18 protein-coding genes are annotated in these 23771 nt (G+C 69.8%); 14 read left to right on the top strand and 4 right to left on the bottom strand.

The features are described 5' to 3' along the window. Positions 1-2 precede the first annotated feature (2 nt). Both AB0J88_RS32275 and AB0J88_RS32270 read left to right on the top strand, forming a co-directional pair. Positions 3-1259: an MFS transporter gene (locus AB0J88_RS32275; protein WP_364357397.1), complete on the top strand. Its 1257-nt coding sequence runs from the start codon at positions 3-5 to the stop codon at positions 1257-1259. Positions 1260-1534: 275 nt separating this feature from the next. Continuing rightward, on the top strand, positions 1535-3073 hold the full coding sequence (locus tag AB0J88_RS32270; protein WP_364357400.1) for an FAD-dependent oxidoreductase: 1539 nt from the start codon (positions 1535-1537) through the stop codon (positions 3071-3073). Between the two features lie 48 nt (positions 3074-3121). Here the strand turns inward: AB0J88_RS32270 and AB0J88_RS32265 are convergent, their stop codons facing one another. Next, entirely contained in the window at positions 3122-8044 is a 4923-nt protein-coding gene (locus AB0J88_RS32265) for a carbohydrate-binding protein (RefSeq protein ID WP_364361717.1), read from the bottom strand. 129 nt (positions 8045-8173) lie between these two features. Here AB0J88_RS32265 and AB0J88_RS32260 point away from each other — a divergent pair, with 129 nt between their 5' ends. Beyond that, entirely contained in the window at positions 8174-10174 is a 2001-nt protein-coding gene (locus AB0J88_RS32260; RefSeq protein WP_364361719.1) for a S9 family peptidase, read from the top strand. On the opposite strand, the gene AB0J88_RS32255 is transcribed toward AB0J88_RS32260, so the two are convergent. After that, positions 10171-11481 (bottom strand): NAD(P)/FAD-dependent oxidoreductase, encoded by a 1311-nt coding sequence (locus tag AB0J88_RS32255; protein WP_364361721.1) that lies wholly within the window; start codon positions 11479-11481, stop codon positions 10171-10173. The two genes, AB0J88_RS32260 and AB0J88_RS32255, sit on opposite strands and share 4 nt — an antisense overlap. 144 nt (positions 11482-11625) lie before the next feature. Here AB0J88_RS32255 and AB0J88_RS32250 point away from each other — a divergent pair, with 144 nt between their 5' ends. Beyond that, positions 11626-12576, top strand: a complete 951-nt coding sequence (locus AB0J88_RS32250) for a zinc-binding dehydrogenase (RefSeq protein WP_364361723.1) — start codon at positions 11626-11628, stop codon at positions 12574-12576. A gap of 47 nt (positions 12577-12623) precedes the next feature. After that, the gene (locus tag AB0J88_RS32245) at positions 12624-12980 is read left to right on the top strand and encodes a PRC-barrel domain-containing protein (RefSeq protein ID WP_364361725.1); all 357 of its coding nucleotides are present in this window, start codon (positions 12624-12626) and stop codon (positions 12978-12980) included. Positions 12981-12986: 6 nt separating this feature from the next. On the opposite strand, the gene AB0J88_RS32240 is transcribed toward AB0J88_RS32245, so the two are convergent. After that, positions 12987-14789 (bottom strand): GAF domain-containing protein, encoded by a 1803-nt coding sequence (locus AB0J88_RS32240; RefSeq protein ID WP_364738096.1) that lies wholly within the window; start codon positions 14787-14789, stop codon positions 12987-12989. Positions 14790-14940: 151 nt separating this feature from the next. Here AB0J88_RS32240 and AB0J88_RS32235 point away from each other — a divergent pair, with 151 nt between their 5' ends. The 3 genes from AB0J88_RS32235 (at position 14941) to AB0J88_RS32225 (ending at position 17961) form a co-directional block, all read left to right on the top strand. Beyond that, positions 14941-15180, top strand: coding sequence for a hypothetical protein (locus tag AB0J88_RS32235; protein ID WP_364361729.1), 240 nt, complete (start codon positions 14941-14943; stop codon positions 15178-15180). A 69-nt stretch (positions 15181-15249) separates the two neighbouring features. Then, the gene (locus tag AB0J88_RS32230) at positions 15250-16905 is read left to right on the top strand and encodes a methane monooxygenase (protein ID WP_364361731.1); all 1656 of its coding nucleotides are present in this window, start codon (positions 15250-15252) and stop codon (positions 16903-16905) included. Positions 16906-16914: 9 nt separating this feature from the next. Further along, positions 16915-17961, top strand: coding sequence for an FAD-binding oxidoreductase (locus tag AB0J88_RS32225; RefSeq protein ID WP_364361733.1), 1047 nt, complete (start codon positions 16915-16917; stop codon positions 17959-17961). On the opposite strand, the gene AB0J88_RS32220 is transcribed toward AB0J88_RS32225, so the two are convergent. Next, positions 17933-19153 carry a transposase gene (locus AB0J88_RS32220; protein ID WP_364361735.1) on the bottom strand — a complete coding sequence of 407 codons (1221 nt, stop codon included), beginning with the start codon at positions 19151-19153 and terminating at the stop codon, positions 17933-17935. The two genes, AB0J88_RS32225 and AB0J88_RS32220, sit on opposite strands and share 29 nt — an antisense overlap. A 16-nt stretch (positions 19154-19169) precedes the next feature. Between AB0J88_RS32220 and AB0J88_RS32215 the strand changes: the two genes are divergently transcribed. The 6 genes from AB0J88_RS32215 to AB0J88_RS32190 are packed head-to-tail and all read left to right on the top strand — an operon-like array spanning position 19170 to position 23766. Further along, entirely contained in the window at positions 19170-19442 is a 273-nt protein-coding gene (locus AB0J88_RS32215) for a hypothetical protein (protein ID WP_364361737.1), read from the top strand. Continuing rightward, on the top strand, positions 19439-20608 hold the full coding sequence (locus tag AB0J88_RS32210) for a toluene hydroxylase (protein WP_364361738.1): 1170 nt from the start codon (positions 19439-19441) through the stop codon (positions 20606-20608). Before AB0J88_RS32215 ends, AB0J88_RS32210 begins: the two co-directional genes overlap by 4 nt. After that, the gene (gene mimD, locus AB0J88_RS32205; protein ID WP_364361740.1) at positions 20605-20976 is read left to right on the top strand and encodes a propane 2-monooxygenase effector subunit MimD; all 372 of its coding nucleotides are present in this window, start codon (positions 20605-20607) and stop codon (positions 20974-20976) included. The genes AB0J88_RS32210 and mimD overlap by 4 nt, the downstream gene beginning before the upstream one ends. 5 nt (positions 20977-20981) lie before the next feature. Then, the gene (locus tag AB0J88_RS32200) at positions 20982-22052 is read left to right on the top strand and encodes an amidohydrolase family protein (protein ID WP_364361742.1); all 1071 of its coding nucleotides are present in this window, start codon (positions 20982-20984) and stop codon (positions 22050-22052) included. Then, positions 22049-22744, top strand: coding sequence for an iron-sulfur cluster assembly protein (locus AB0J88_RS32195; RefSeq protein ID WP_364361744.1), 696 nt, complete (start codon positions 22049-22051; stop codon positions 22742-22744). The genes AB0J88_RS32200 and AB0J88_RS32195 overlap by 4 nt, the downstream gene beginning before the upstream one ends. After that, entirely contained in the window at positions 22741-23766 is a 1026-nt protein-coding gene (locus AB0J88_RS32190) for an NAD(P)-dependent alcohol dehydrogenase (RefSeq protein WP_364361746.1), read from the top strand. Before AB0J88_RS32195 ends, AB0J88_RS32190 begins: the two co-directional genes overlap by 4 nt. The last annotated feature ends 5 nt before the right edge of the window (positions 23767-23771 follow it).

The raw sequence follows: 23771 nt of genomic DNA, 5'->3' as shown, positions 1-23771 counted from the left end.
AGATGAGGTTCGCGCCGCTACGCCAGCGCGACTTCGCGCTGCTCTGGTGGGCCGGCCTGATCTCGCAGACCGGCAACTGGCTGCTGGCCATCGCGCTGCCGATCTACGTCCTGCAGCTCACGCGGTCGCCGGGCTCGGTCTCGCTGGTCGTCGCGGCCAGCCTGACCGGCAACCTGCTCTTCGGCGCGTTCGCGGGCGCGTACGTCGACCGGTGGGACCGCAGGCGCATCCTGGTCGTGGTCAACATGCTCCAGGCGGTGCTCCTGACGCCGCTGCTCCTGGTCGACACCGCGGACGAGGTCTGGATCGTGGTGATCGTCGCCTTCGGCGCGGCGGCGCTGGAGCAGTTCTCGAAGCCGGCGGAGAACGCCCTGCTGCCGCGCCTGGTCACGGGCGACCACCTGGCAGCGGCGAACGCCCTCAACGTGCTCAACAACAACCTGGCGCGGCTGGTCGGCCCGGCCCTGGGCGGCATCGCCGCGGTGACGATCGGCCTCCACGGCGCGGCGCTGGCGGACGCGGCGTCGTTCGCGCTGGCGGCGGCGCTGTGTGTGCTGATCCAGGGCACCCACCGCGCGGCAGGGTCGGATTCGCGCCACCTCGGGCGGGAGCTGTGGGAAGGCCTGCGCTACGTGGGCCGCAACCGCTTCGTGCTGGCGGTCTTCCTGATCATCGCGATCTCGTCGGTCGGCGAGGGCATCATGGGCACGCTGTTCGTCTTCTACGTGGTCGACGGCCTGGGCGCCGGCGGGCGCGAGCTCGGCTGGCTGATGTCGGCGCAGGCGGTCGGCGGCATCCTGGGCAGCCTGACGGCGGCACGGGTCATCGCCCGGTTCCGACCCACGTCGTTGATCATGACGAGCTGGGTCTTCTTCGGCCTGGTCGACGTGGTGATCTTCAACTACCCACGCTGGGACACCACGGTGTGGCCGGTGGTGGCCCTCTTCGTGGTCGTCGGCATCCCGGTCGGCATCCACGTCAGTGCGATGTGGACCCTCTTCCAGCTGGAGACACCGGACCGGCTGCGGGGAAGGGCCTTCAACGTCATCTGGATGGGAGCGGCGCTGGCCGGCATTCTCGGCACAGCGATCGCCGGCCCCTTCGGCGAACGCATCGGCGTGCTCAACCTGTTGACCATCCAGGGCGCGGGTTGCGTGGTGGCCGGCCTGCTCTTCCGCCTGGTGGCGGGCCGCGGCCCGGCGTCGCTGCGCCCGGCCGAGCCGGCGCCCACGGAGGACGCCGGCGCGGCGCGGGTTTGAGGTGCCGGTGGCGCCTGTCGTCGTCAGGCGCCACCGGCTGGACACCGGACCTACTGTGCCCATCCGGCCGTGGGGAGCCACGGTGCGTCACCAACGGTGACTCAACTTGGGCCGGCGATCAACGGGTTGCGTCGATTCCTGGGCCATGAGAACCAGCGAATGGCGAAGGAACCGCCGCGTCAACCCACGTTTGAAATCAAGAAGTGGGTGTTGCGAGCGAATTGCGTCGATCCTCCGTTAGAATCCAGGTGATCGAGACTGCGAGGCGATCCGCGATGACGATGGCACAGCGGCCGACGTTCCTCCGCCGGGTCACCGGCAACGTCCCGCGTCGGGTCGACGCCCCGCGCGGCGGCCTGCGCACCTCCGTCGACCGCGGTGCGACGGCGGCGGTCATCGGCGGCGGCATCGCGGGTGTCACCGCCGCGCTGACGTTGGCCGAACGTGGCGTCGCCGTGACCCTGCTCGAGCGAGGGAACCGGCTGGGCGGACGGCTGACCACGTGGCCGTCGCGGCTGCGCGACGGCACGTCGCAGGTCGTCGAGCACGGCTTTCACGGGTTCTTCCGCCAGTACTACAACTGGCGGAACGTGCTGCGGCGCATCGACCCGGAGCTGGGATTCCTGCGTCCGCTCGCACGCTACCCCGTCGTCTCCCGCCAGTGGCCCGAGGAGGAGTTCGCCGGCCTGTCGGGTGTGCCACCGGCGAACCTGCTGGCCCTGCTCGTGCGGTCGCCGAGCCTGCGGCTGCGCGACCTGCGACGCATGAACGGCCGAGCCGCCCTCCCCATGCTGGCCTTCGACAGGCAGGAGACCTATCGCCGCTTCGACAGCGTCTCCGCGGCCACGTTCCTGGACGCTCTCGCCCTGCCGCCGCGGGCACGAGCCATGCTGTTCGACGTCTTCGCCCACTCCTTCTTCAACCTCGAGGCGGAGATGTCGGCGGCGGAGATGCTCATGCAGTTCCACTTCTTCTTCCTCCGCAACCCGGAGGGCCTCGACATGGACGCTCCCGACAACGACTACGAGAGCGCGATCTGGGCACCGCTGGCGGAGCAGCTGGCGGCATTGGGCGTGGACGTGCGCACGAGCTCGCCGGTCGACGGCATCGAGCCGGGCTGGAAGGTCAGCGTCGCCGGCGGCGCACGGCTTTCGGCGGACCACGTCGTGCTGGCGGTCGACCCCCCTGCGGCGCGCCAGATCGTCGCCGCGTCGCCGGCCGTGGCACGGATGAGCCCACAGACGGCCGAGCGCATCGCGGCGTTACCGACCGCGCCGCCGTACGCGGTCGACCGCATCTGGCTGGACGGTGACGTCGCCCCGGAGCGCGCCACCTTCACCAGCATCTCCGGGGAAGCCACCCTGGACTCGGTGACGCTGTACCACCGGGCCGAGCGGGAGCCGGCCCGCTGGGCGGCCCGCACAGGGGGCAGCGTCCTGGAGCTGCACGCGTACGCCGCACCACGCGACACCGACGCCGCCACCCTGGCCGGGCGCATGCGTGCGGAGCTCAACGCGATCTGGCCCGAGACCCGGGGCCTTACCGTGCTGGACAGCGACCACCGAGTCGGACACGACGCAGCCGCGTTCGGCCTGGGAGGCGACGCCACCCGACCGGCCACCCGGACCGACCTCGCCGGCCTCTACCTGGCCGGAGACTGGGTGCGCATGCCGTTCGCGTGCGCACTCATGGAACGCGCCGCGGCTTCCGGACTGCTGGCCGCCAACGCGATCCTCGAACAGCACGCCGTGCGCCCCGCACCGGTCCTGTCGGTCCCCCCGCTCGGGTTCCTCGCGCGCGGCGATTCAGCGTGAGCCGCCGGCCCGGCTGGCGTCCACGATGGACGCCAGCCGGGCCACGGGTCATCCGATCAGTTTCCAGGGACCGTTCTTGTCACCTGGGGGCTGGTTGCGGCTGAACCACTTCGCTTCCCAGACCTTGCCCTGGTACGTGGCTCGGTCGCCGGCCTCGTACACCGTGGTCGGGGTCCACGCCGCCGCCCCGCCGCCGGGCGGGGGAGGGGCGATCTCCTCCCACGGGCCGGTCGGGTTGCCGGGCTGCTCGTGGCGGGTGTACCAGCGAGCCTTCCACTTCCTCCCGTCGTGCATGGCGATGTCGCCCGCGTTGAACACCCGCGACGGCGTCCAGATCGCGACGCCCTCCTCGGTCATCGCCAGCTCCTGCCACGGCCCGTTCACGTCGCCGGGCTTTTCGCCCTTCGCGTACCAGGACGCGACGAAGACCTTGCCCTGGTACGTGACACGCTGGCCGTCGTTGTAGACCGTCGACGCGCTCCACGCCGGCGGCAGGTTGACCGTCACCGTGACCGAGCCCTGGGCCGAGGACATCGAGTCGCTGCCGGAGTACGTCGCCACCAGAGCATGGGTGCCGCCGGACAGGCCGACCGGCAGCGTGAACGTCGCCGCACCAGCGGTCAGGGGAGCAGAGCCGCGGACCGTGTCACCTTCGCGGAGCGTGACCGTGCCGGTCACCGCAGCCGGTGCCGCGTCGACCTTGACGGTCACCTTCGCCGCCGTGCCCCAGGCGACCGGAGTGGACGTGGCCGTGACGGTCGGGATGCCCTTCGCGGTGCGGAAGACGGCCGGCTGGGCCACCGCCACACCACCGTCCGCGGTCTTCGCCTCGACCACCCAGGCGTACGACGTCGCCGGGGCCAAGCCCGTCCACGTCACGGACGCCGTGCCGTTCGCGGTGAGCTCGTCGGTTCCGATGACGCCGGCCGGCACGTACGCCGCGAGCGAGTCCGTGGCGAACGAGGTCTTCCGCGTGGTCAGGTCGACCGGCAGGGTCAGGTTGTCCTCCGCGCCGTTGTAGCGGGGCTTGGGTTGGCTGCCGTCGGCCCGGATGTCGTACTCGGTGGCGCCGAAGTTGTCGAGCAGCGGCGAGTACGTGTCGATGTGCATCTCGGCCCGGTCCACGTCGAACTGCAGCAGCCGCAGGAAGCTCGCGCCGAACTGCAGCCGGTCGGTGGCCTTGTGGTCGGCCTTGCCGTCACCGTTGAGGTCGATGTTGCCGGCGGCGTCGGCCCGGCCGGGCCAGAGCTCCCCCGCGGACACCGTGTAGAACTGGTAGTCCGCCAAGAGCTCGACCACGTCGTGCGAGACCGTGACGCCGACCTTCGACTTCACGTTGGTGCCGACACCGTGCTCGTGACCGGCGAGCACCAGGAACACGTTGGGGTTGGCCTCGACCACCATCTTGAACAGCGGCGAGCCGTCCGGCGCCGAGAAGGCCGCACCACGGCCGTCGGGGCTGGTCGACGGGCGCAGGTAGTCGTGCGAGAGCAGGACGCCGTTGCGGTCCTTGTAGCGCTTGAAGACCGAGTCGGCCCACCGGGCCTCGTCCGGCGTGACGCCGTACGAGAGGCCGACCGCGACGAAGTCCAGGCCGCCGGCCGAGAACAGCACGTAGTTGTTCTGGTTGTCCTTGCCCGGCGTGACGCTGCCGTCGGCGTTGGTCACCTCGTCCCAGGCGTGGTACTCGGCGCCCGCCGGCCACGACGAGGCGACGCCGTAGTAGCGGTCCGCGCCGAACGTCCTGCTGAACCGGGAGTCGGGTCCCGTCTCGGCGCCGAGCTGGTTGTCGTGGTTGCCGGCGATGACCTGGTTGACCACGCCGTTGTCGTCGAGCACCTGCTGGAACTCCGAGGCGCGCTCGAACTCGCGGGTGACCTGCGCGTCGAGGCCGGGCCGCAGCAGCGAACCGTCCGCGTTGCGGGCCAGCGGGTCGTAGTAGTCGTTCTCGATGACGTCACCGGTGTGCGCCGTGTACGCGATCTTGCGGCTGGCCCGGTTGTCGGCGATCCACTGGGTCTGCTCGCGGTACGCGGCCGCGAAGATCGCCTGCTCCTCGGCGACCTGGATGTCGGACGGCTCCTCCTTGCCGTCGAAGTCGTCGTACGTGCCGCCGGCCGCGCCCTCGGTCACGTACTGGGTGTCCGTGAAGTGGGCCAGGGCGAAGTCGTACGAGGCGGGGTCCTCGAAGCGGTCCTTGTCGTTCTGCGCCGAGGAGTCCCGCGGCGACAGGTCGTCGGCGAACGGGTCCTCGCCGGTGACCAGCACGTGCACGGTGCCGCCGGCACGGTAGCCGTCGGTGAGCGCGGCGGTCAGCACGGTGTTCTGCCCGGCGTTGCCGCGGGCGCTGGTCAGCACGTCCCACCTGGCCCGGTCCGGGTCCCAGACCCGCAGTGCGACGACGCGGGCCGGGTCGATCGTGCCCTCCCAGCGCAGTGTCGGCGACTTCTGCGTGGCCTTGAGCGCGAGGTCGTAGCGCTGGAACACCACGTCGCGGCTCGACGCGGTGCCGACGGTGCGGCCGTCGAGCGGACGCAGCGACGAGACGTCCACGCCGCCCTCGTGCGCCACGTCCAGGGTGGTCGGCACGGCCGCGGACACGCCCTGGTAGCCGGCGGTCGGTGCGACCACGTCGGCCTTGGTGAAGGTGGCCGACAGCGGCACGCCGTCCTCGCCGGGCACCTTCGCGGACAGCGTCGCCGACAGCGCGTTCGTGCCGGTGACCGCCGAGTCCAGGTTGGTCGGCACGTCCGGGATGCTCGCGCTGGTGAACCGCACCTCGCGGGTGGCGGTGTTGCCGAGCGTGTCGGTCGCGGTCACGGCGAGCGTGTGCGCGCCGGCCGGCAGGCCGTGGCCGATCTGGTCGCCCTGCTTGACCGCCTTGCCGTCGAGGGTCAGCGCCGGGGTGCCGGCGACGCCGGTGGCGTCCTTGACCCGCACGTCGAGCGCGACCGTCGCGGTGAGCCGCTGACCCTCGGCCGGCACGCTGCTCTGCACGACCGGGGCGGCGTTGTCGACGGTGAACGCGCGGGTGGCCGTCCGGTCGCCGGTGGTCGCCGTGACCGTGTGGCTGCCGTCCTCGAGGGTCGTGGTGTCCACGTCGGCCCGCAGGCCCTTAGCGGCGCCCGCGACCTCGAACAGGATCTCCTTGTTCAGCGTGTTGTTGTAGGTGCTGCCGCAGGTGCCGTCGCCGACGAAGGTGGTGACCTGCGATCCGGCCGGGTACGACGACGACCCGATCGTCACGGTCGTCTGCGCGATGTGGCGGGTCAGCAGCGTGGCGGTGCCGCCGGCCGGCAGGAGCTCGTAGTCGCGCATCGTGAAGTCGTCGAAGTTGCCGCGCGGGCAGTCCGGGGCGACCGTGGTCGGGTTGACGCCGGCCTGGAAGTCGATGACGTTGACGCCCGGCACGAGCCACTCGTTGGGGAACGAGAGGACAGCGGTCTCCTTCTCCCAGATGCCCATGGGCAGCGGGATGCCGTTGACCAGCACCTTGTTGTCGTAGCCGCCGTCGGTGCCGTTGCCGCCCACGAACAGGCGCAGCCGCGCGTCGCCGCCGCTGCCGAGCGTGGCGATCGTTCGGGCGGTCTCCGCACCGGCGATGGTGAACGCGAACTCGGCGTCCTTGTTGGCGCCGCAGGTGCCGTCGCCGAGCGCGAGCGTCGCGTCGGCGGTCTCGGTCGCGGTGCCGCCGGTCACATAGGACACCCGGTCCAGAGTGGCCGTGCCGGTGCTGGTCGCCAGGGCGACCGTACTCGTAGTGATCCTGAAGTCGTCGTGGTTGGCGCAGAGGGTGGCGCCGCTGCCGGAGTTGTAGTCACCGGTGACGACCCGCAGGGTGTTGGCGCCCGGACGCAGGAACCGGTTCGGCAGCTTGACGGTGACCGCCTCGGCCGCCGTCGCGCCGAAGTCGCCGCCGAGGTCGACGCGGTTGCCGTTGACCAGCAGGTAGTTGTGGTAGCGGGCCTCGATCGAGTTGCCGGCCGCGACGGTGAAGGTGAACGTCGAGGTGCCGGTGGCCAGCGTCTCGGCGTTGCGGGCCGGTGCGTCGTCCAGGGCGATCGCGTCGACGCCGGTGTCACCGTCGCGCGGCGCGGCCGCGATGATCGGCTGGGTCTGCCGGACCAGGGCGCCCTCGGCGGGCGTCACCTTGGCCGAGCCGGCCGGCGGGTTGTTGACGGTGACCGTGACAGCGGTGGTCGCGCCGGACCGCGTGAACGCCTCGACACGGTGGCTGCCGTTCGCGAGATCGCGGGTGTCCAGGTCGACACGCCCGCCGGCGGTGCTGCCCGGCTCGCCGGAGAGCACGAAGGTCAGCGTCTGGGTCAGCCGCGGCGTCGAGCTGCCGCAGGTGCCGTCGCCGAAGCTGTAGCTGAACAGGTTCTGCTCGCCGTCGATGACCACGCCGAGCAGGCTCAGGCTGATGCCGCTGAGCGGGAAGTCGTCGAAGTTGGGGCAGCGCCCGCCCTCACCGTTGGGCAGTTGCTCGTAGCCGACGGCGGCGGTGTTCGTCGAGTCGACCCAGTTCGCACCCGCCTGCACGGTGACCGTGTTGGCGCCGGGGCGCAGCCACTCGCCGGGGAAGTCCAGCACGCCCGGGTTGCCGCCCGCGATGTCCGGGAAGTAGACGCGGTCGGCCTCGGCCGTGCGGCCGTTGACGGTGATGTAGTTGTGGTAGCGGGCCTCGGTGCCGTTGCCGCCCATGTCGAACGCGAGGTGCGCGGTGCCGGCGGTCCGGGTCAGGTCAACCGCGTGGTCGTCGACCGTGACCCGGGCGACCGAGTCGTTCTCGGCCGTCGGCTCGGCCTTGACGGTGACGGTCCCGTCGAGCGCCTGGCCGTTGCGGAGGTTGAGGGTCGGTGCTCCGCCGGTGACCGGTGGTGCCTCCTCGGCACCGGCGTCGGCCGGCACGACCAGGGTGGCCGCGACGACGACCAACGCTATGGCCAGCGCGCGTGTTCGGCGCATCATGTGGTTTCTCTCCGGATCGATCGGTTCGATTGGGCGACTGAGTCTGAGCAGCGCGATGAAACGTGCCGGCTCAGCACAGTGATCGCCGGGAGATGCCAATGTGAACAGTCGGGGTGATAGAAAGGCGCGATGGACCCGTTCTCCGACCTCGAAGCTTTCGTGCGCCTGCCCAGGCTCGGTGGGCTGCGGCTGTCGCCGGACGGGCGCCGGCTCGTCGTCGGCGTGGCCACCCCCGACCGCAAGAACAGCCGCTACAGCACGGCCTTGTGGGAGGTCGACCCGGACGGCGCGCGCCCGGCCCGCCGGCTGACCCGCAGCGCCAAAGGCGAGTCGGCCGCGGTGTTCGCGCCCTCGGGTGACCTGCTGTTCACGTCCGCGCGGCCGTCGCCGGACGGCGACGACGAGGAGGAGCCACGTGCGGCGCTGTGGTTGCTGCCGGTCGGTGGCGGTGACGCCTGGGTGCTGGCCAACCCGGCCGGCGGCGTGAGTGGTGTGGTCGTCAGCGCGAGCGGAACGGTGGTCGCGGGCTCACCGCTGCTGCCGTCGGCCGCCGACCCCGACGCCGACCAGGAGCTGCGCAAGCGGCGCAAGGAGGCCGGGGTCTCGGCGATGCTGCACGAGGAGTTCCCGGTGCGGTTGTGGGACCACGACCTCGGCCCGGCCCGGCTGCGGCTGCTCACCGGTGAGCTCGGCGACGAGCTTTCGCTGCGGGACCTCACCGGGCACGCCGGCCGCGCTCTCGACGAGGACGGCGACTGGGACGTCGCGCCCGACGGCCGCACCGTCGTCGCCGCGTGGACGGTGGCCGAGCGCTCCGGGTCGCAGCGGGTGACGCTGGTGGCCGTCGACGTCGCGACCGGGCTGCGGCGGGTGCTGGCCGACGACACCGGCCACGAGTACCACAGCCCGCGGGTGTCGCCGGACGGCTCGACGGTGGCGTTCGTGATCCGTCACCGGTCCGGGCCGGAGGATCCTGGTGACATGTGGCTGTGCGTCGTGCCGCTCGCCGGCGGGCCGGTCCGCGCGCTGACCGCCGGCTGGGACCGCTGGCCGAACACGCCCCGGTGGACGCCGGACGGCGCGGCGCTGATCGTGACCGCCGACGACAACGGACGCGCTCCACTGTGGAAGGTCGACGTGGCGACCGGCGAGGTCGTCCGGCTGACGCACGACGACGGTGCCTACACCGACGTCCAGGTCTCGCCCGACGGCCGCTGGGTCTACGCGCTGCGCAGCACGATCGACAGCCCGCCGGCGCCGTTCCGGGTTGCGGTGGACGGCTCCGCCGAGCCGCAGCGGCTCCTCGGGCCGGAGGGTGCGGCGCCGCGCGTACCCGGTCGGCTCGAGGAAGTGACCGCGACCGCCGTGGACGGCACCCCGTTGCGGGCCTGGCTGGCGCTGCCGGAGGCCGGGGCGCCCGTACCCCTGCTGCTCTGGATCCATGGTGGTCCGCTCTCCTCGTGGAACAGCTGGACCTGGCGCTGGAACCCGTGGGTCGCGGTGGCGCACGGCTACGCGGTGCTGATGCCGGACCCGGCGCTGTCGACCGGCTACGGCCTCGACTTCATGAAGCGCGGGTGGGGAGCGTGGGGCGACGCGCCCTACACCGACCTGATGGCGCTCACCGACGCCGCCGTCGAGCACGCCGACGTCGACGCGGAGCGCACCGCCGCGATGGGTGGCTCGTTCGGCGGCTACATGGCCAACTGGATCGCCGGGCACACCGACCGCTTCGACGCGATCGTCACGCACGCCTCGCTGTGGGCGCTCGACCAGATGATGACCACCACCGACCTGCCGTACATCTGGGCGCGCGAGCTCACCGCCCAGCGCCTGGAGACCAACTCACCGCACCGGTTCGTCGACGCCGTCACGACGCCGATGCTGGTGATCCACGGCGACAAGGACTACCGGGTGCCGATCGGCGAGGCCCTGCGCCTGTGGTGGGACCTGCTGTCACGGTCCAAGGACGAGGACGGGTCGAGCATCCACAAGTTCCTCTATTTCCCGGACGAGAACCACTGGATCCTCAAACCCGGCAACGCCATGGTCTGGTACGCGACGGTGCTGGCGTTCCTCGCCCATCACCTGCGGGGCGAGGATTGGCAGCGGCCGGAGCTGCTCGGCTAGGTGTCCTTGCCTCCGGTGACGAACGCGCGGCGCGGGTCCTGCACCGAGGCCAGCGAGACGATGTCCCGGCCGAACACCGCGGCCACCAACCAGATCGCCAGCACGCGGACCTTGCGCTCCCAGGTCGGCACCGCCAGCACGTGGTAGCCGCGGTGCATCAGCCAGGCCGGCAGGCCCTTGATGACGATCCGCTTGTACTGGAAGATGCCGCGCCCGAGCCCGAGTGTGGCGACGGTGCCGAGGCTGTGGTGCTTGTACTGCTTGACCTCGCGCCCGCGGATGCTGGCCACGATGTTCCTGGCCAGCAGCTTGCCCTGCCGCACGGCGTGCTGGGCGTTGGGCACCGTCCAGGTGCCGGGCACCGCCAGGTCCGGAACGGCCGCGTCGTCGCCGGCACCCCAGGCGTCGGGCACCGGTGCGTCGTCGGTGCCGACCCGCAGGTCGGGCCGCACGACGAGCATCCCGCGCTCGTTGACGGGCAGGTCGGTGTGGTTGCGGACCATCGCGGTCGCGGCGTTGCCGACGGTCCAGACGATCAGGTCGGTGTCGAACGTCGTGCCGTCCGAGAGCACCACGTGGCCGTCGACCGCCGACTCCATCGTGGCGTTGAGGTGCACGTGCGCCCCGCGCTTCTCCAGGGACCGCACCACCCACCGCCCGGGCTCGTCGGTGACCTCCGGCAGGATCCGGTCGCGGGCCTCCACCAGGTGGAAGGAGATCTCGGACGGGTCGATCTCCGGGTACGCCTTGCACAGTGAGGTCGCCAGGGACAGCAGCTCGCCGAACCCCTCGACCCCGGAGAACCCGCCGCCGACGAATGCCGCCGTCAGCAGCTTCTGGCGCCGCGGGCCGGGTTCGAGCGTCGCGGCCCGGTCGAAGGAGGTCAGCAGCCGGTCGCGGATGGCCACGGCCTCCTCGACGTGCTTCATGCCGATGGCCTGGTCGACCACGCCGGGCACGCCGAGCTGACGGGTCACCGCGCCGGCGGTGACGGCGATGATGTCGTAGGGGAGCGTGAACTCGTCACCCTCGGCGGGCCGCACGGTGGCGGTCCTGTGCGCGTGGTCGACGGACACGACACTGCCCGAGATGATCTTCGTGCGGTGCAGGTGCCGGCGCTGCGACACGGCCGCGTGCCGGGCCTCGACGGATCCGGCGAGCACTTCGGGAAGAAACGGCTGGTACGTCATGTATGGCCGAGGATCGACCAGAACCACCCGAGCCTCGTCGCGCTTGAGCTTCTTCTCCAGCTTCCAGGCGGTGTAGAAGCCCGCGTAGCCGCCGCCGACCACCAGAATCGTCCGCATCTGGTCCTCTTCTCTCGTCTACAGCTAAGACCAGACAGCCGGCCAGTCTGTGACACGTGCGGTCAAGTGCCCCAAGGTCGCCAACCTATGCGAGAAGGCGAGCGGCATCAATCGCGTAAAGATCATGGGATACGGTGCGGAACCATGCGGGCGGTGCAGTGTGTGCGTTTCGGTGGTCCTGAGGTGCTGCGGCTGGAGTCGGTGCCCGACCCGGTTGCCGGGCCGGGGCAGCTTCTCGTCGAGGTGAGCGCGGCGGGGGTCAACTTCGCGGACACCGGTCGCATCGCGGGCACGTACGGCCCGGCGCTCGACCTGCCCTTCGTGCCGGGCACGGAGGTGGCCGGCCGGGTGGGCGACGGCCGCCGGGTGGTGGCCCTCAGCTTCGGTGGTGGTGGCTTCGCGGAGCGGGCCGTGGTCGACGAGTCGTCCGCGGTCGTGGTGCCTGACGGCGTCTCCCACGGTGCGGCGTTGGCGCTGCTGGTCCAGGGGCTGACCGCCTGGCACGTGCTGCGTAACAGCGCGCGGGTTTCCTCCGGCGAGACGGTGGTGGTGAACGCCGCGGCCGGCGGGGTCGGTTCGCTCGCGGTCCAGCTCGCCAAGCACTTCGGAGCAGCCCGAGTCATCGCGACGGCGTCCACGGACGACAAACGCGACCTGGCGCTGTCGCTCGGAGCGGACGTGGCCGTGTCGGGGGAAGCCGAGGGGTATGCCGCGCGGGTCCTGGCCGCGAACGACGGGCGTCGGGTGGACGTAGTGCTCGACTCGATCGGCGGCCGGGTGCTCAGTGCCGGTCTGGAGACGCTGGCGCCGTTCGGACGCCTGGTCAGTTTCGGCAACGCGTCCCGCGAGGGGATCCCGGCGGTCGACCCGGACATGCTGGCCGAGCGCAACGTGGCGGTGGCGGGGTTCTGGCTGCGGCCGCTGCTGGCCGTGCCCGGCACGTACGCAGAGCCTTTGGCCGAGATGTTCGCGCTCGTCTCGTCGGGGGTTCTTCGGCCGCTGGTCGACGCCGCGTATCCGCTGGAGCAGGCAGGCCGGGCCTTCGCCGACCTGCTCGCCCGACGCACGACTGGCAAGATCACATTGCGGCCATAGGGACGTTTTCGCGGCAAATGCCGGTCTGCGAGTCCTAGGATTGTGGCATGTTCGAGGCGGCGGATATCCGTGAGTGGCGGGGCAGTGCGGTGCTCGACCCGGAGAACAACAAGATCGGGACCTTCGACGCGGTGTACGTGGACACCGCCTCGGACGATCCGACCTTCGCCACGGTCACGGTCGGCATGCCGACCCGCCACCGCTCCGTCCTCGTGCCGCTGGCGGGGGCGGTGGTCGGTCCGGGCTACGTGCGGGTCAAGCACTTCCGCGACCAGGTGAAGAACGCGCCGTCGCTCGACGACGGCGCCGAGCTCGCCTCCGACGACGAGCCAGAGATCTTCCGCCACTACGACCTGGAGTACCAACCGGGAGCCACCGGCGAACGCCGCCTGGCCCGCGGCTGACCCGCTTCAGGTTGTCGGCGTCACGATGCCGTACTCGTGGATCTTGCGGTAGATCGTCGCTCTCGACATGCCCAGAGAGCCGGCTGCTTTGATCTTGTTGCCGTCCCAGTCGATCAGGCTTCGGACGATCGCGTCGCGCTCCATCGCCTCCAGTGGGCTCAGCAGGCGCCGGCTCACCGTGCGGCATTCCGGCGGCAGGTCCGCCGGCAGGATCGCTCCGCTGCGCCGGTGCTGCACGATCCGACGGAGCACCTGGAACAACTGCTCCGTGTTGCCCGGCCACGAGGACCTGACCAGCAACTGCATCGCCTCCGGTGAGCAGACCAGCTTGCCGCCCGTGACCAGGCGCGACAGGAAGAACGGCACCAACGCCTGCACGTCCTCGACGTGGTGACGCAGCGGCGGTAGCTCCACCGTGCTCGGGAAGAACCGCAGCAGCCCCGCCATCTCACCCCCGTCGTGCCGCTGGCTCAGCGTCACCGCGACCCACGGCGGCGGCGTCGCCGCTCGGGCCTCCTCCAGCAACCGCGACAGCGACCGCAAGCGGCCACTGCTCAGCCGGTCCACGTGTTTGATCACCAGCGCGCCGGCGCCGTCGAGAAGCTCGCGCCGCGCGTCCGCGAGCCACCCGCGCCGGCTCGCGCCGGCCGCGTCGAGCACCGCGAAATGCACCCCTGGGCGGCGATGTTGGTGCACCGCCCGCACCACCGCGAGCTTGCCCACCCCCGGCTCACCCTCGACGGCCAGCCACTCGCCGGCGTCGTACCCCGACTGCACCTGATGGCAGCCGCGCAGCCACAACGCACCCGACCCGACCAGGCCCGGCAGGAACATCCGGGGAGGGGTCACCGTTTCCGTGCGCGGCCGGGCACCCGGCGACGACAGCTTCACGTGCACGACCCCGCCCGCCAGCCGGCCCTCGCCCCGCACCGGCCGGCAGTAGATCCGCGCCTTCACCCCGCTCGGCAGGTCGACCACCACCGACGCCGTCGGCGTCCGGCTGGCCAGCGTCTCCGCCGCCTGCGCCAGCAGGATCGACTGCTCGGCCGGGTCCAGCACCTGGCGCGCGTTGTCGTTCATCATCACGACGTCGTTGTTGAGAGCGAAGACGATCCCGGACGTACGCCGGCAGGTGCGCAGATACTCCTGCAACAGCTCGAGCTCGCGGATGCCGCTGTCGGTCAACAACGCCTGCTGGATCTGCCCCGCCGTGGTCTTGGCCAGGATCAACAGCAGCGGGTCGGCGTCCTTGCGCCAGCACGTCAGGTCGACGGCCCCCACGGTCTTCCCGGAGATCGGGTGGTGGATCGGCACCCCGGCACACGCGAGGTCCTCGAGGTTCTCCGCGTAATGCTCGTGGCCGAACACGTGCATCGCCCGGCCGCCCTCCAAAGCCGTGCCGATGCCGTTCGTTCCCACGTACTCCTCGGCATAGCTGAAACCCGGCGACAAGTTGACCCGGTCCAGATGCGAGTCCAGCGCCCGCCCCGCGTCCATCCTGGTCAGCACCAGCCCGGTCGGGTCGGTGAGGATGATGCTGATCGGCTGCCCGTCCAGGTGCTCGCGCAGGTGTCGCAGCACCGGCAGCGCACTGCGCGACAGCGGCGTGTCCAGGTCGGGGTCGCGCTGGTAGGGCAGGTCGATGCGGTCGGCGGCCACGTTCCAGCGCCTGGACCGCCACCACGAGGCCAGGATCGCGTCGCGCACCTGGTTGGGGTCCACGGCCTCGGCGGTCAGGAACTGTTCTCGGGTCTTGGCCAACTGTGGTGTGTCGCTGATCTTGTCTGGAAACGTCGAACCCGGCGCCATTGACGGCCCCCTGTTCGCCTCGACACGCACGCCGGCGGGGGGACGGCCGGCCACGCTCTGGTTACGTCCTCGTTACACCGTACGCCCAGAGTCCATCCGGTCCGTCTCATGTTGAGACCGCAGAGCCGCCCAGCGGGTGTGGACTCGGCGGATGGAGTCGACGCACGAGACCTTCAACCCGTGGAGCGTCGTCAACGTGGTCTTCCACCACCTCGCGGCGCAGGGCCTGCATCCGATCCTGGGCGGCGCCGATCCGGGTGCCCCGGCGGCGGACCTGTTGCGCGCCTTGGGAATCGAGCCCGCGGCCGACGGTGACCGGCAGGTCGGCGAGAACGTCAAACGCCAGCTCGCGGAGATCAGAGCCGCGATGTTCGAGAACGACTCAATGTGAGACCGCAGCCGGCGAGCACGTGCGGTCTGATCCGTCGCATGGCGCACAGTCAACGGTGAGGAGACACCCATGAGTCGGCAGAGCGTGGCCAGGGCTCATCAGAAGATCCAGGAGCTGTCCTGGGAACCGATGTACCACGAGCCGGTGTCCCACTACGGAACCGACTACACCTTCCGCAAGGCGCAGAAGAAGGACCCGCTCAAGCAGGTCCTGCGGTCCTACTTCCCGATGCAGGAGGAGAAGGACCACCGGGTGTACGGCGCCTCCGACGGCGCGATCCGCGGCAACATGTTCCGCCAGGTGCAGGAGCGCTGGCTCGAATGGCAGAAGCTGTTCCTGTCGATCATCCCGTTGCCGGAGATCTCGGCCGCCCGCGCGATGCCGCTGCTGTTCCGCACGGTGCCGAACCCGGAACTGCACAATGGTCAGGCCATTCAGATGATCGACGAGGTGCGGCACTCGACGATCCAGCAGAACCTCAAGCGCCTGTACATGAACAACTACATCGACCCGGCCGGCTTCAACTCGAGCCTGCGCAACTTCCAGAACGACTACTGCGGCACCATCGGACGCCAGTTCGCCGAGGGCTTCATCACCGGCGACGCGATCACCGCCGCCAGCATCTACCTGACGATCGTCGCCGAGACGGCGTTCACCAACACGCTGTTCGTCGCGATGCCGGCCGAGGCCGCCGCGAACGGCGACTACCTGCTGCCGACGGTGTTCCACTCGGTGCAGTCCGACGAGTCGCGGCACATCAGCAACGGATACGCGACCCTGCTCATGGCCCTGGCCGACGAGGGCAACCACCAGCTGCTCGAACGCGACCTGCGCTACGCCTGGTGGAACAACCACCGCGTGGTCGACGCCGCGATCGGCACGTTCATCGAGTACGGCACCAAGGACCGGCGCGAGGACCGCGAGTCGTACGCCGAGATGTGGCGCCGCTGGATCTACGACGACTACTACCGCTCGTACCTCGTACCCCTCGAGAAATATGGTCTGGTCATTCCCCACGACCTCATCGAGGAGGCCTGGAACCAGATCTGGAACAAGGGCTACGTGCACGAGGTCGCCCAGTTCTTCGCGACCGGCTGGCTGGCCAACTACTGGCGCATCGACCCGATGACCGACAAGGACTTCGAGTGGTTCGAGCACAAGTACCCCGGCTGGTACGACCGGTACGGCAAGTGGTGGGAGCAGTACAACCGCCTGTCCACGCCTAACGGCCACCACCCGATCGTCGCCGAGGACGTCGACTACCAGTACCCGCACCGCTGCTGGGTTTGCATGGTCCCGTGCCTGGTCCGCGAGGACATGGTGATGGCCGAGGTCAACGGACAGTGGCGCACCTACTGCCACGAGGCCTGCCGGTGGACGGACGTCGAGGCGTTCCGGCCCACGTACCAGGGCCGCGAGACACCCAACATGGGCCAGCTGATCGGGTCCCGCGAGTGGGAGACGCTCTACCACGGCTGGAACTGGGCCGACGTGGTCTCCGACATGGGCTTCGTCCGCGACGACGGCAAGACCCTGGTCGCCCAGCCGCACCTCGACCTCGACCCGTCGAAGATGTGGACACTCGACCATTTGCGCCGGATGGACCCGCTCCTGTCGCCGAACGTGCTGCTCAACGAGATGACCGACGAGGAGCGGAACGCGTTCCACGCCGCCTACATCCAGGGCGGACCGGCCGGTCGCCCCGCCCGCACCGACGCTGCCTGAGACCTGGCCATGGGCGAGAAGCACCGGGTCCGGTTCGAGCCCGTCGGCATCGAGATCGAGGTCGACGAGGAGCAGACCGTGCTGCGCTCCGCGTCCGAGCAGGGGCTGATGCTCATGCACGGGTGCAAGGAAGGGCAGTGCGCGGCGTGCAAGTCGTTCGTGCTCGACGGCGACGACATCGAGCTCGACCGGTACTCGACCTTCGCCCTGCCCGACTACGAGAAGGAGGAGGGCTTCACGCTCCTGTGCCGGGCGCACGTCTACGAGGACGTGACGATCGAGCTGCTCAACTTCGACGAGGAGATGATCCGCTCCGGGCTGCCGATCCAGAACGCCGTGGCGGAGGTCGTGTCGATCGACCACGTGACCCACGACCTGCGGCACCTGGTGCTCAAGCTCGTCGAGCCGGCGGACATCACGTTCTTCCCCGGCCAGTACGTGGACATCGCCGTGCCCGGCACCGCGCACACGCGCTCGTTCTCGATGGCGAACACCGCCAGCCGCGAGGGCGGGCGGCTGGAGTTCGTCATCAAGGTCTACCCGGACGGGCTCTTCTCCTCGTTTCTCGACAGCCGCCTCGCGGTCGGTGACCGGCTCGACCTCACCGGGCCCTTCGGGGTTTTCACCCTCCGCGAGGGGCACGACGAGGACATCGTCTTCGTCGGCGGCGGTGCCGGGCTGGCGCCGATCCTGGCGTTGCTGCGCTCGATGGCCGAGCGCGGGATCGACCGCCGGGCGGTGTTCTACTACGGCGCCCGGCGCCGCCGCGATCTCTGCTTCGTCGCGGAGCTCGAGGCGCTGGAACAGAAGCTGCCCAACTTCCGCTTCGTGCCGGCGTTGTCGGAACCCGCGGATGACGAGGCCTGGGACGGCGAGGTCGGGCTGATCACCGACGTGATCAAGCGGCACGAGAGCGACCTGCGCCGCGCGCAGGCGTACCTCTGCGGGCCACCACCCATGGTCGAGGCGGCGATGCCCCTGCTCGGCCAGCTCGGGGTGCCCGACAAGCACATCTACTACGACAAGTTCACGACGACTGGTGGGGAGGACCGTTAACGACTCCCGTGAATGTGTCCAGGGGATTCCCAGCTCGGACTGCAACCGATCGACCGTCCCGGAGGGAGGCAATCGAATGTCTGACGTCGTCGGCGCTGGCACGGTTGCGCTCAGCCGTGGCGAGGATCGTCCTCGCGGCGTTAAGGTCGCGGTCTGCGGTGTGCCCGCAGTCTGCGCACTCGAAGATACGTACACCCAGTCCGAGGCGTTCCTTGGTTCTCGTACCGCACTCGGAGCAGGTCATGGTGGTAAAGGCGGGCGGCACCAGCACCACCTTCCGGCCCGCCCGCGTGGCCTGGCGGATCAGCTCTCGTTTGCAGGCTCCGATGGCGGCGTCTGCTGCTTTGCGAGCCATGTTGGTCTTGGCGAGGAACTTTGGTTTGAAGTCCTCGACGGCGATGAGTCCATGGTTGGCCACCACCCGCGCGGCCCATTGCGTGGCATCGTGGGTGTTCTGCCTGGATGCCTTCTTCTCCACGCGGGCCGCTTGCCGCTTCGCCGTCAGGTAACCCTTGGACGGGGCATCTCCCCTTCTCCGTCGGCGCCGCGCCATCCGGCGTTGCAGTCTGGCGCGTTCGGCGGCGCACCGCTTGCGGTGGCCAAGGTGCGGGAGGTCGAAGCGGGTGTCAGTAGTGGTCGCGGTGGTCTTGACACCCCAGTCGATACCGATTGCCGGTTCCGTCGGTTCGCTCAGCGGAGCCCTTTCACGTCTAACCACAAACATCGCGTACCAGTGGCCGAGGCTGTCACGATAGACCCGGACGCTGGTCGGGTCGGATGGCAAGGCTTGGGACCAGACAACCGGAATGATGACTTTGCGCGGCAAGCACAGTCGGCCGTCCTTGATGCGGAAGCCGCGAGTGGTGAATTCCAGGTTAGGCAGGGTGGCCTTGGCCCTCTTCAGCCTTGGCCGACCGCGGCCGTTGACCTTGAACGAGGCGTCAAGGGCTGCAATGTAGGTGCGCAGCATCTGCTGCTGCGCGACCTGCGAACCCTCGCTCAGCCATGCATGCTTGCTTCGAGCCTCGGTGAGCAGCTTCGACAACTTGCACAGAGTCGGCTTACGGCCGGTCCTCTGCTGGTGCACAGCCTCGTTCCACAAGAATCGGCACCTGCCCCATTCGGCGAGCAAGGCAGCCTCCGCCACACGGCCAGGCCGCAGGCGATAGGTGCAACCCACCGTCTCAATCACGCCAATCAGCATATAGATGCCGCAGATAGAGAGGATGCCCGACCACGGGCACCTGCCGGTCCGTATGGGTTGTGGCCCGCAGTTCTTGATCAAAATTGACGAGCCGGATGCTCCAAAGAGCAGCGCGCAAATCCTAGATTCCACCCTGGCCAACTCGAACTTCGTCGCCACCGTTGGCGGCGCGACTCTGGAGGTCGTCAGCGAAATGTCGGGAACCAGCGCAACGCCAAACGCACTCCCTTACCTCTCCATGGCTGAGCCCATGGGCGTGGCGGGAGATATCCGATGACGTCCACGACGGAACGTAGTGTTCCCAAGCCCGTCTTCACCGACGCCGAGGCCGGTGCGAAGGAGTTCCCGGACTCGACCGCGCGCCGGTTCAACTACTACACCCCGCAGAAGCGCAAGCAGACCCACTACGAGGACGTGACCGTCGAGGTCCAGCCCGACCCGCGGCACTACCTGGCGCAGGGCTGGCTCTACGGCTTCTCCGACGGCCGCGGCGGCTATCCGCTCGACTGGACCGTGCTCAAGGCCTGGGGCTCCGACCGTCCCGAGCCGACCCGCGGCCCGGGATCCGGCGGCAAGGGCTACGACTGGCCGGCGCACGGCTGGCACGAGTTCCGCGACCCGAACGAGGAGTGGGAGCTCTCGCTCTACCGTTACAACGCCAACGTGGTGCGCCAGGTCGGCCAGAACGTCGAGGCCGCTCGCCGATCGAAGGCGTTCGAGCAGTGGAACCCCAACTGGGTGCGGTTCGTCGAGCGGCACGTCGGCGCGTGGATGCACGTCGACCACGGCCTGGGGCTCTACCTGTTCGCCAACGCCAACCGGCGGGCTCCCACCAACATGCACAACAACGCGATCTCGGTGAACAGCATGCACCGGATCCGGGCCGCGCAGGACCTGGCGCTGTACGGGCTGACGCTCAGCGAGGAGCTCGCGGACTTCGACGGCTCGGCCCACCTGGACGCCTGGAACAACGACCCGGCCTGGCAGGGCGTACGCGAGGCCGCCGAACGCCTGACCGCGGTCGACGACTGGTGCGAGGCGATCTTCGCCGCCAACGTGGTCTTCGAACCGCTCGTCGGCGAGCTGTTCCGCAGCCACCTGGTGCAACACGCGGCACCGCGCAACGGCGACTTCGTCACCCCGACGATCGTCGGCGCCGAGGAGTACGACTTCTCCGAGCGCGACCTGCGCTACACGAGGGCGATGTTCGAGCTGCTGACCGCCGACCGCGAGTTCGCGGAGCACAACCGGCGGATCCTGCACGGCTGGCTCGCCGACTGGGTGCCGGTCTCGATCTCCGCGGCGCGGGCACTGCAGCCGCTGTGGTCGCAGCCGGACGCCAAGCCGCCGCGCTTCGAGGACGCCCTCGACAGCGCCAAGAGCCGCTTGCACGGCATCGTGACCGACCTCGGCCTCGAGACCCCGAAGGAGCTGGCCCAGTGACGCAGTTCAAGGTCGCGGAGAGTCCGTTCAAGTCCGACAACACGGCCTCCAACATGTGCGGCTTCACGCTGATGAACAACCAGGTCGGCGTCGTGGTGGCGGAGGTCATGAAGACCAAGCCGAACGTGACCGTGACGCCGTTGCCGTCGATGATCCGCGTCGACGCGCAGGGCCGGATGGACGTGGTGTACGACGAGATCTCCGAGGCGCTCGGCGAGGAGCCCGGCTACTTCGACGCGGCCGAGTTCGAGGAGAGCATGTCCACGCACTACGGCCGCATGATCCACGAGGACGACCGGACCATCATGTTCGCCAACCCCGAGGACGCGGCCGAGTACATCGGCTTCGACCTGACCGCCGGGAGGTAATCGCCGTGTACGAGAAGGACGGGGAGAAGTACTTCGTCGTCGACAGCCACATGCACTACTGGCAGGCGGGTCCCGAGACGTGGGTGCCCGGCGCCGAGAAGTACGCCAAGGGCTGGATCGAGTGCTTCCACGCCTACCAGGGCCTCGCGCCGGCCGAGACCCACTGGCCGATCGAGAAGTTCATGTCCTACACCGAGGACGACCTGATGAAGGACGTCTTCGAGGACGGGTACGTGGACGTGGCGGTGTTCCAGCCGACGTACCTGACCGAGTGGTACAAGGACGGCTTCAACACCACCGAGCGCAACGCGGCGCTGGGGGAGAAGCACCCGGGCAGGTTCATCGCGAACACGCGGTGGGACCCGCGCGAGGGTGAGGACGGGCTCAAGAAGCTCGCGGAGAACGTCGAGCGCTACGGCTCCAAGGGCGTCAAGCTCTACACGGCCGAGTGGCGCGAGGGCTCGCGTGGTTGGAAGCTGACGGACCCCGGCGCCTACAAGTATCTCGACGCCTGCCGGGAGCTCGGGATCGTCAACATCCACGTCCACAAGGGACCGACGATCTGGCCGCTGGACAAGGACGCGTTCGACGTGTCCGACGTGGACCACGCCGCGACGGACTTCCCCGAGCTCAACTTCATCGTCGAGCACGTCGGCCTGCCGCGGATCGAGGACTTCTGCTTCATGGCGACCCAGGAGCCCAACGTGTACGCGGGCCTGTCGGTCGTCATCGGCGGCCTGATGCACGCCCGGCCGAAGTTCTTCGCGAAGGTGATGGGCGAGCTGCTGTTCTGGGTCGGCGAGGACAAGATGACCTTCGGCAGCGACTACGGCATCTGGGAGCCCAAGTGGCAGATCGAGGGGTTCGTCGACTGGGATTACCCGAGCGACGAGTTCTCCGACTACCCGCGGGTCACCACGGCCACCAAGAAGAAGATCCTCGGGCTCAACGCGGCGAAGCTCTACGGCATCGACGTGCCTTCGGAGTGTCAGCTCCCGGCCGAGGCCGGCACCCCCGCGGCCCGTGACGACTCGGTGGGTGTCTCGTCGGAGTCGCCCGCGGCCACGTTGGCATGACCAGCCTGGTCGGGTCGCGCACCCTCCTCGACGCGCTCGGGGAGGTGCGCGACCCTGAGCTCGACGAGCCGATCACGACGCTCGGGTTCGTCGCGTCGGTGTCGCTGTCCTCCGATGGGAACGCGGCGGTCCACCTGCGGCTGCCGACGTACTTCTGTGCGCCGAACTTCGCGTACCTGATGGTGGCCGACGCCTACGACGTCGTGTCCACGGTGGAGGGCGTGCGCCGGACGGAAGTGGTGCTTGACGACCACTTCGCGGCCGACGCCATCAACGAGGGGGTGGCGGCGCGGGCGGGCTTCGTCGCCTCCTTCCAGGGCGAGGCGGTCGACGAGCTGGACCCGCTGCGCCGCGACTTCCTCCGCAAAGCCGTGTTGGCCGGCACCGACCTGGTGTGCCGGCCACTCGTCGACGCGGGCGCGTCTCCGGCGGCGCTGGCGGCCATGACGTTGGGCGAGGTGCCGGACTCGCCGGCCGTGGACCGTCTGCGCCGCCGGCGCGCCGAGCTCGGACTGCCGGCCGGCGACCGGGCCCCCCTGCTCGTCGACCCGGCGTCGGGTGCGGCGGTCGGCGACGCGGCGGTGCCGCTGCACCTGCGCAGGGCCCGTCTGACCCGCACCAGCCTGGACGCCAACACCGGCATCTGCCGCGGCATGCTGCGGCACCGATACGGAGTGGAGGACGACTCATGAAGGCCGTACGGCTTCGCGCGTACCACGAGTTGCCGGTGGTGGAGGAGGTGCCGGACCCGACCGTCAAGGGGCCGTTCGACGTGCTCGTGCGGGTCGGCGGGGCCGGTGTCTGCCGGACCGACCTGCACATCATCGAGGAGCAGTGGGCCGGCGCGATGGGTGTCGCGCTGCCCTACACGCTCGGGCACGAGAACGCCGGCTGGGTGCAGGAGGTCGGCTCGGCGGTGTCCAGCGTCGCGGTCGGCGACACGGTGATCCTGCACCCGACGCCGACGTGCGGTTTGTGCCGGGCGTGCCGGGCCGGCGACGACATGCACTGCGTCAACAGCTCGTTCCCGGGGCTGTCCGGCGACGGCGGGATGGCGGAGCTGCTGCTGACTTCCGAGCGGGCATGCGTGAAGCTGGACTCCGCGACCCGGCCGCAGGACGTCGCCGCGCTCGCCGATGCCGGCATCACCGCGTACCACGCGGTTCGTAAGGCCGTGCCGTTGTTGTTCCCGGGCACCACGGCCGTCGTCATCGGTGCCGGCGGGCTCGGGCACATCGGCATCCAGTGCCTGGCCGCGCTGACCGCCACCAAGATCATTGTGGTCGACCGCAACCCCGACGCGCTCAAGCTGGCCGAGCAGATCGGCGCGAACGAGACCGTCGTGGCCTCCGGCGACCAGGTAGCCGCGGTGCAGGACCTGACGGGCGGGCGCGGGGCCGACGTCGTCTTCGACTTCGTCGCCGAGCAGGGCGCCGAGCAGGACGGGTTCGCGATGACCGCGCGGGCGGGCTCCTACTTCGTCATCGGGTACGGCGGCACCGTGCACATCCCGACCCTGGACATCATCTCCACCGAGCGGAACATCGTCGGCAACATCGTCGGCACCTACAACGACCTCGCCGAGCTCATGGTGCTCGCCCAGGCCGGCCGGGTCACCCTGCACACCCGCACGTACCCGCTGGATGCCGCGGTCGACGCGATCCAGGACCTCGATGCCGGCCGGGTCCGCGGCCGGGCCATTCTCGTGCCCTAAGGAGA

The sequence above is a fragment of the Asanoa sp. NPDC049475 genome, assembly GCF_040676915.1.
In the GTDB taxonomy this organism is placed as follows: Bacteria; Actinomycetota; Actinomycetes; order Mycobacteriales; family Micromonosporaceae; genus Asanoa.
This window is presented reverse-complemented; position numbering and strand designations above follow the sequence as displayed.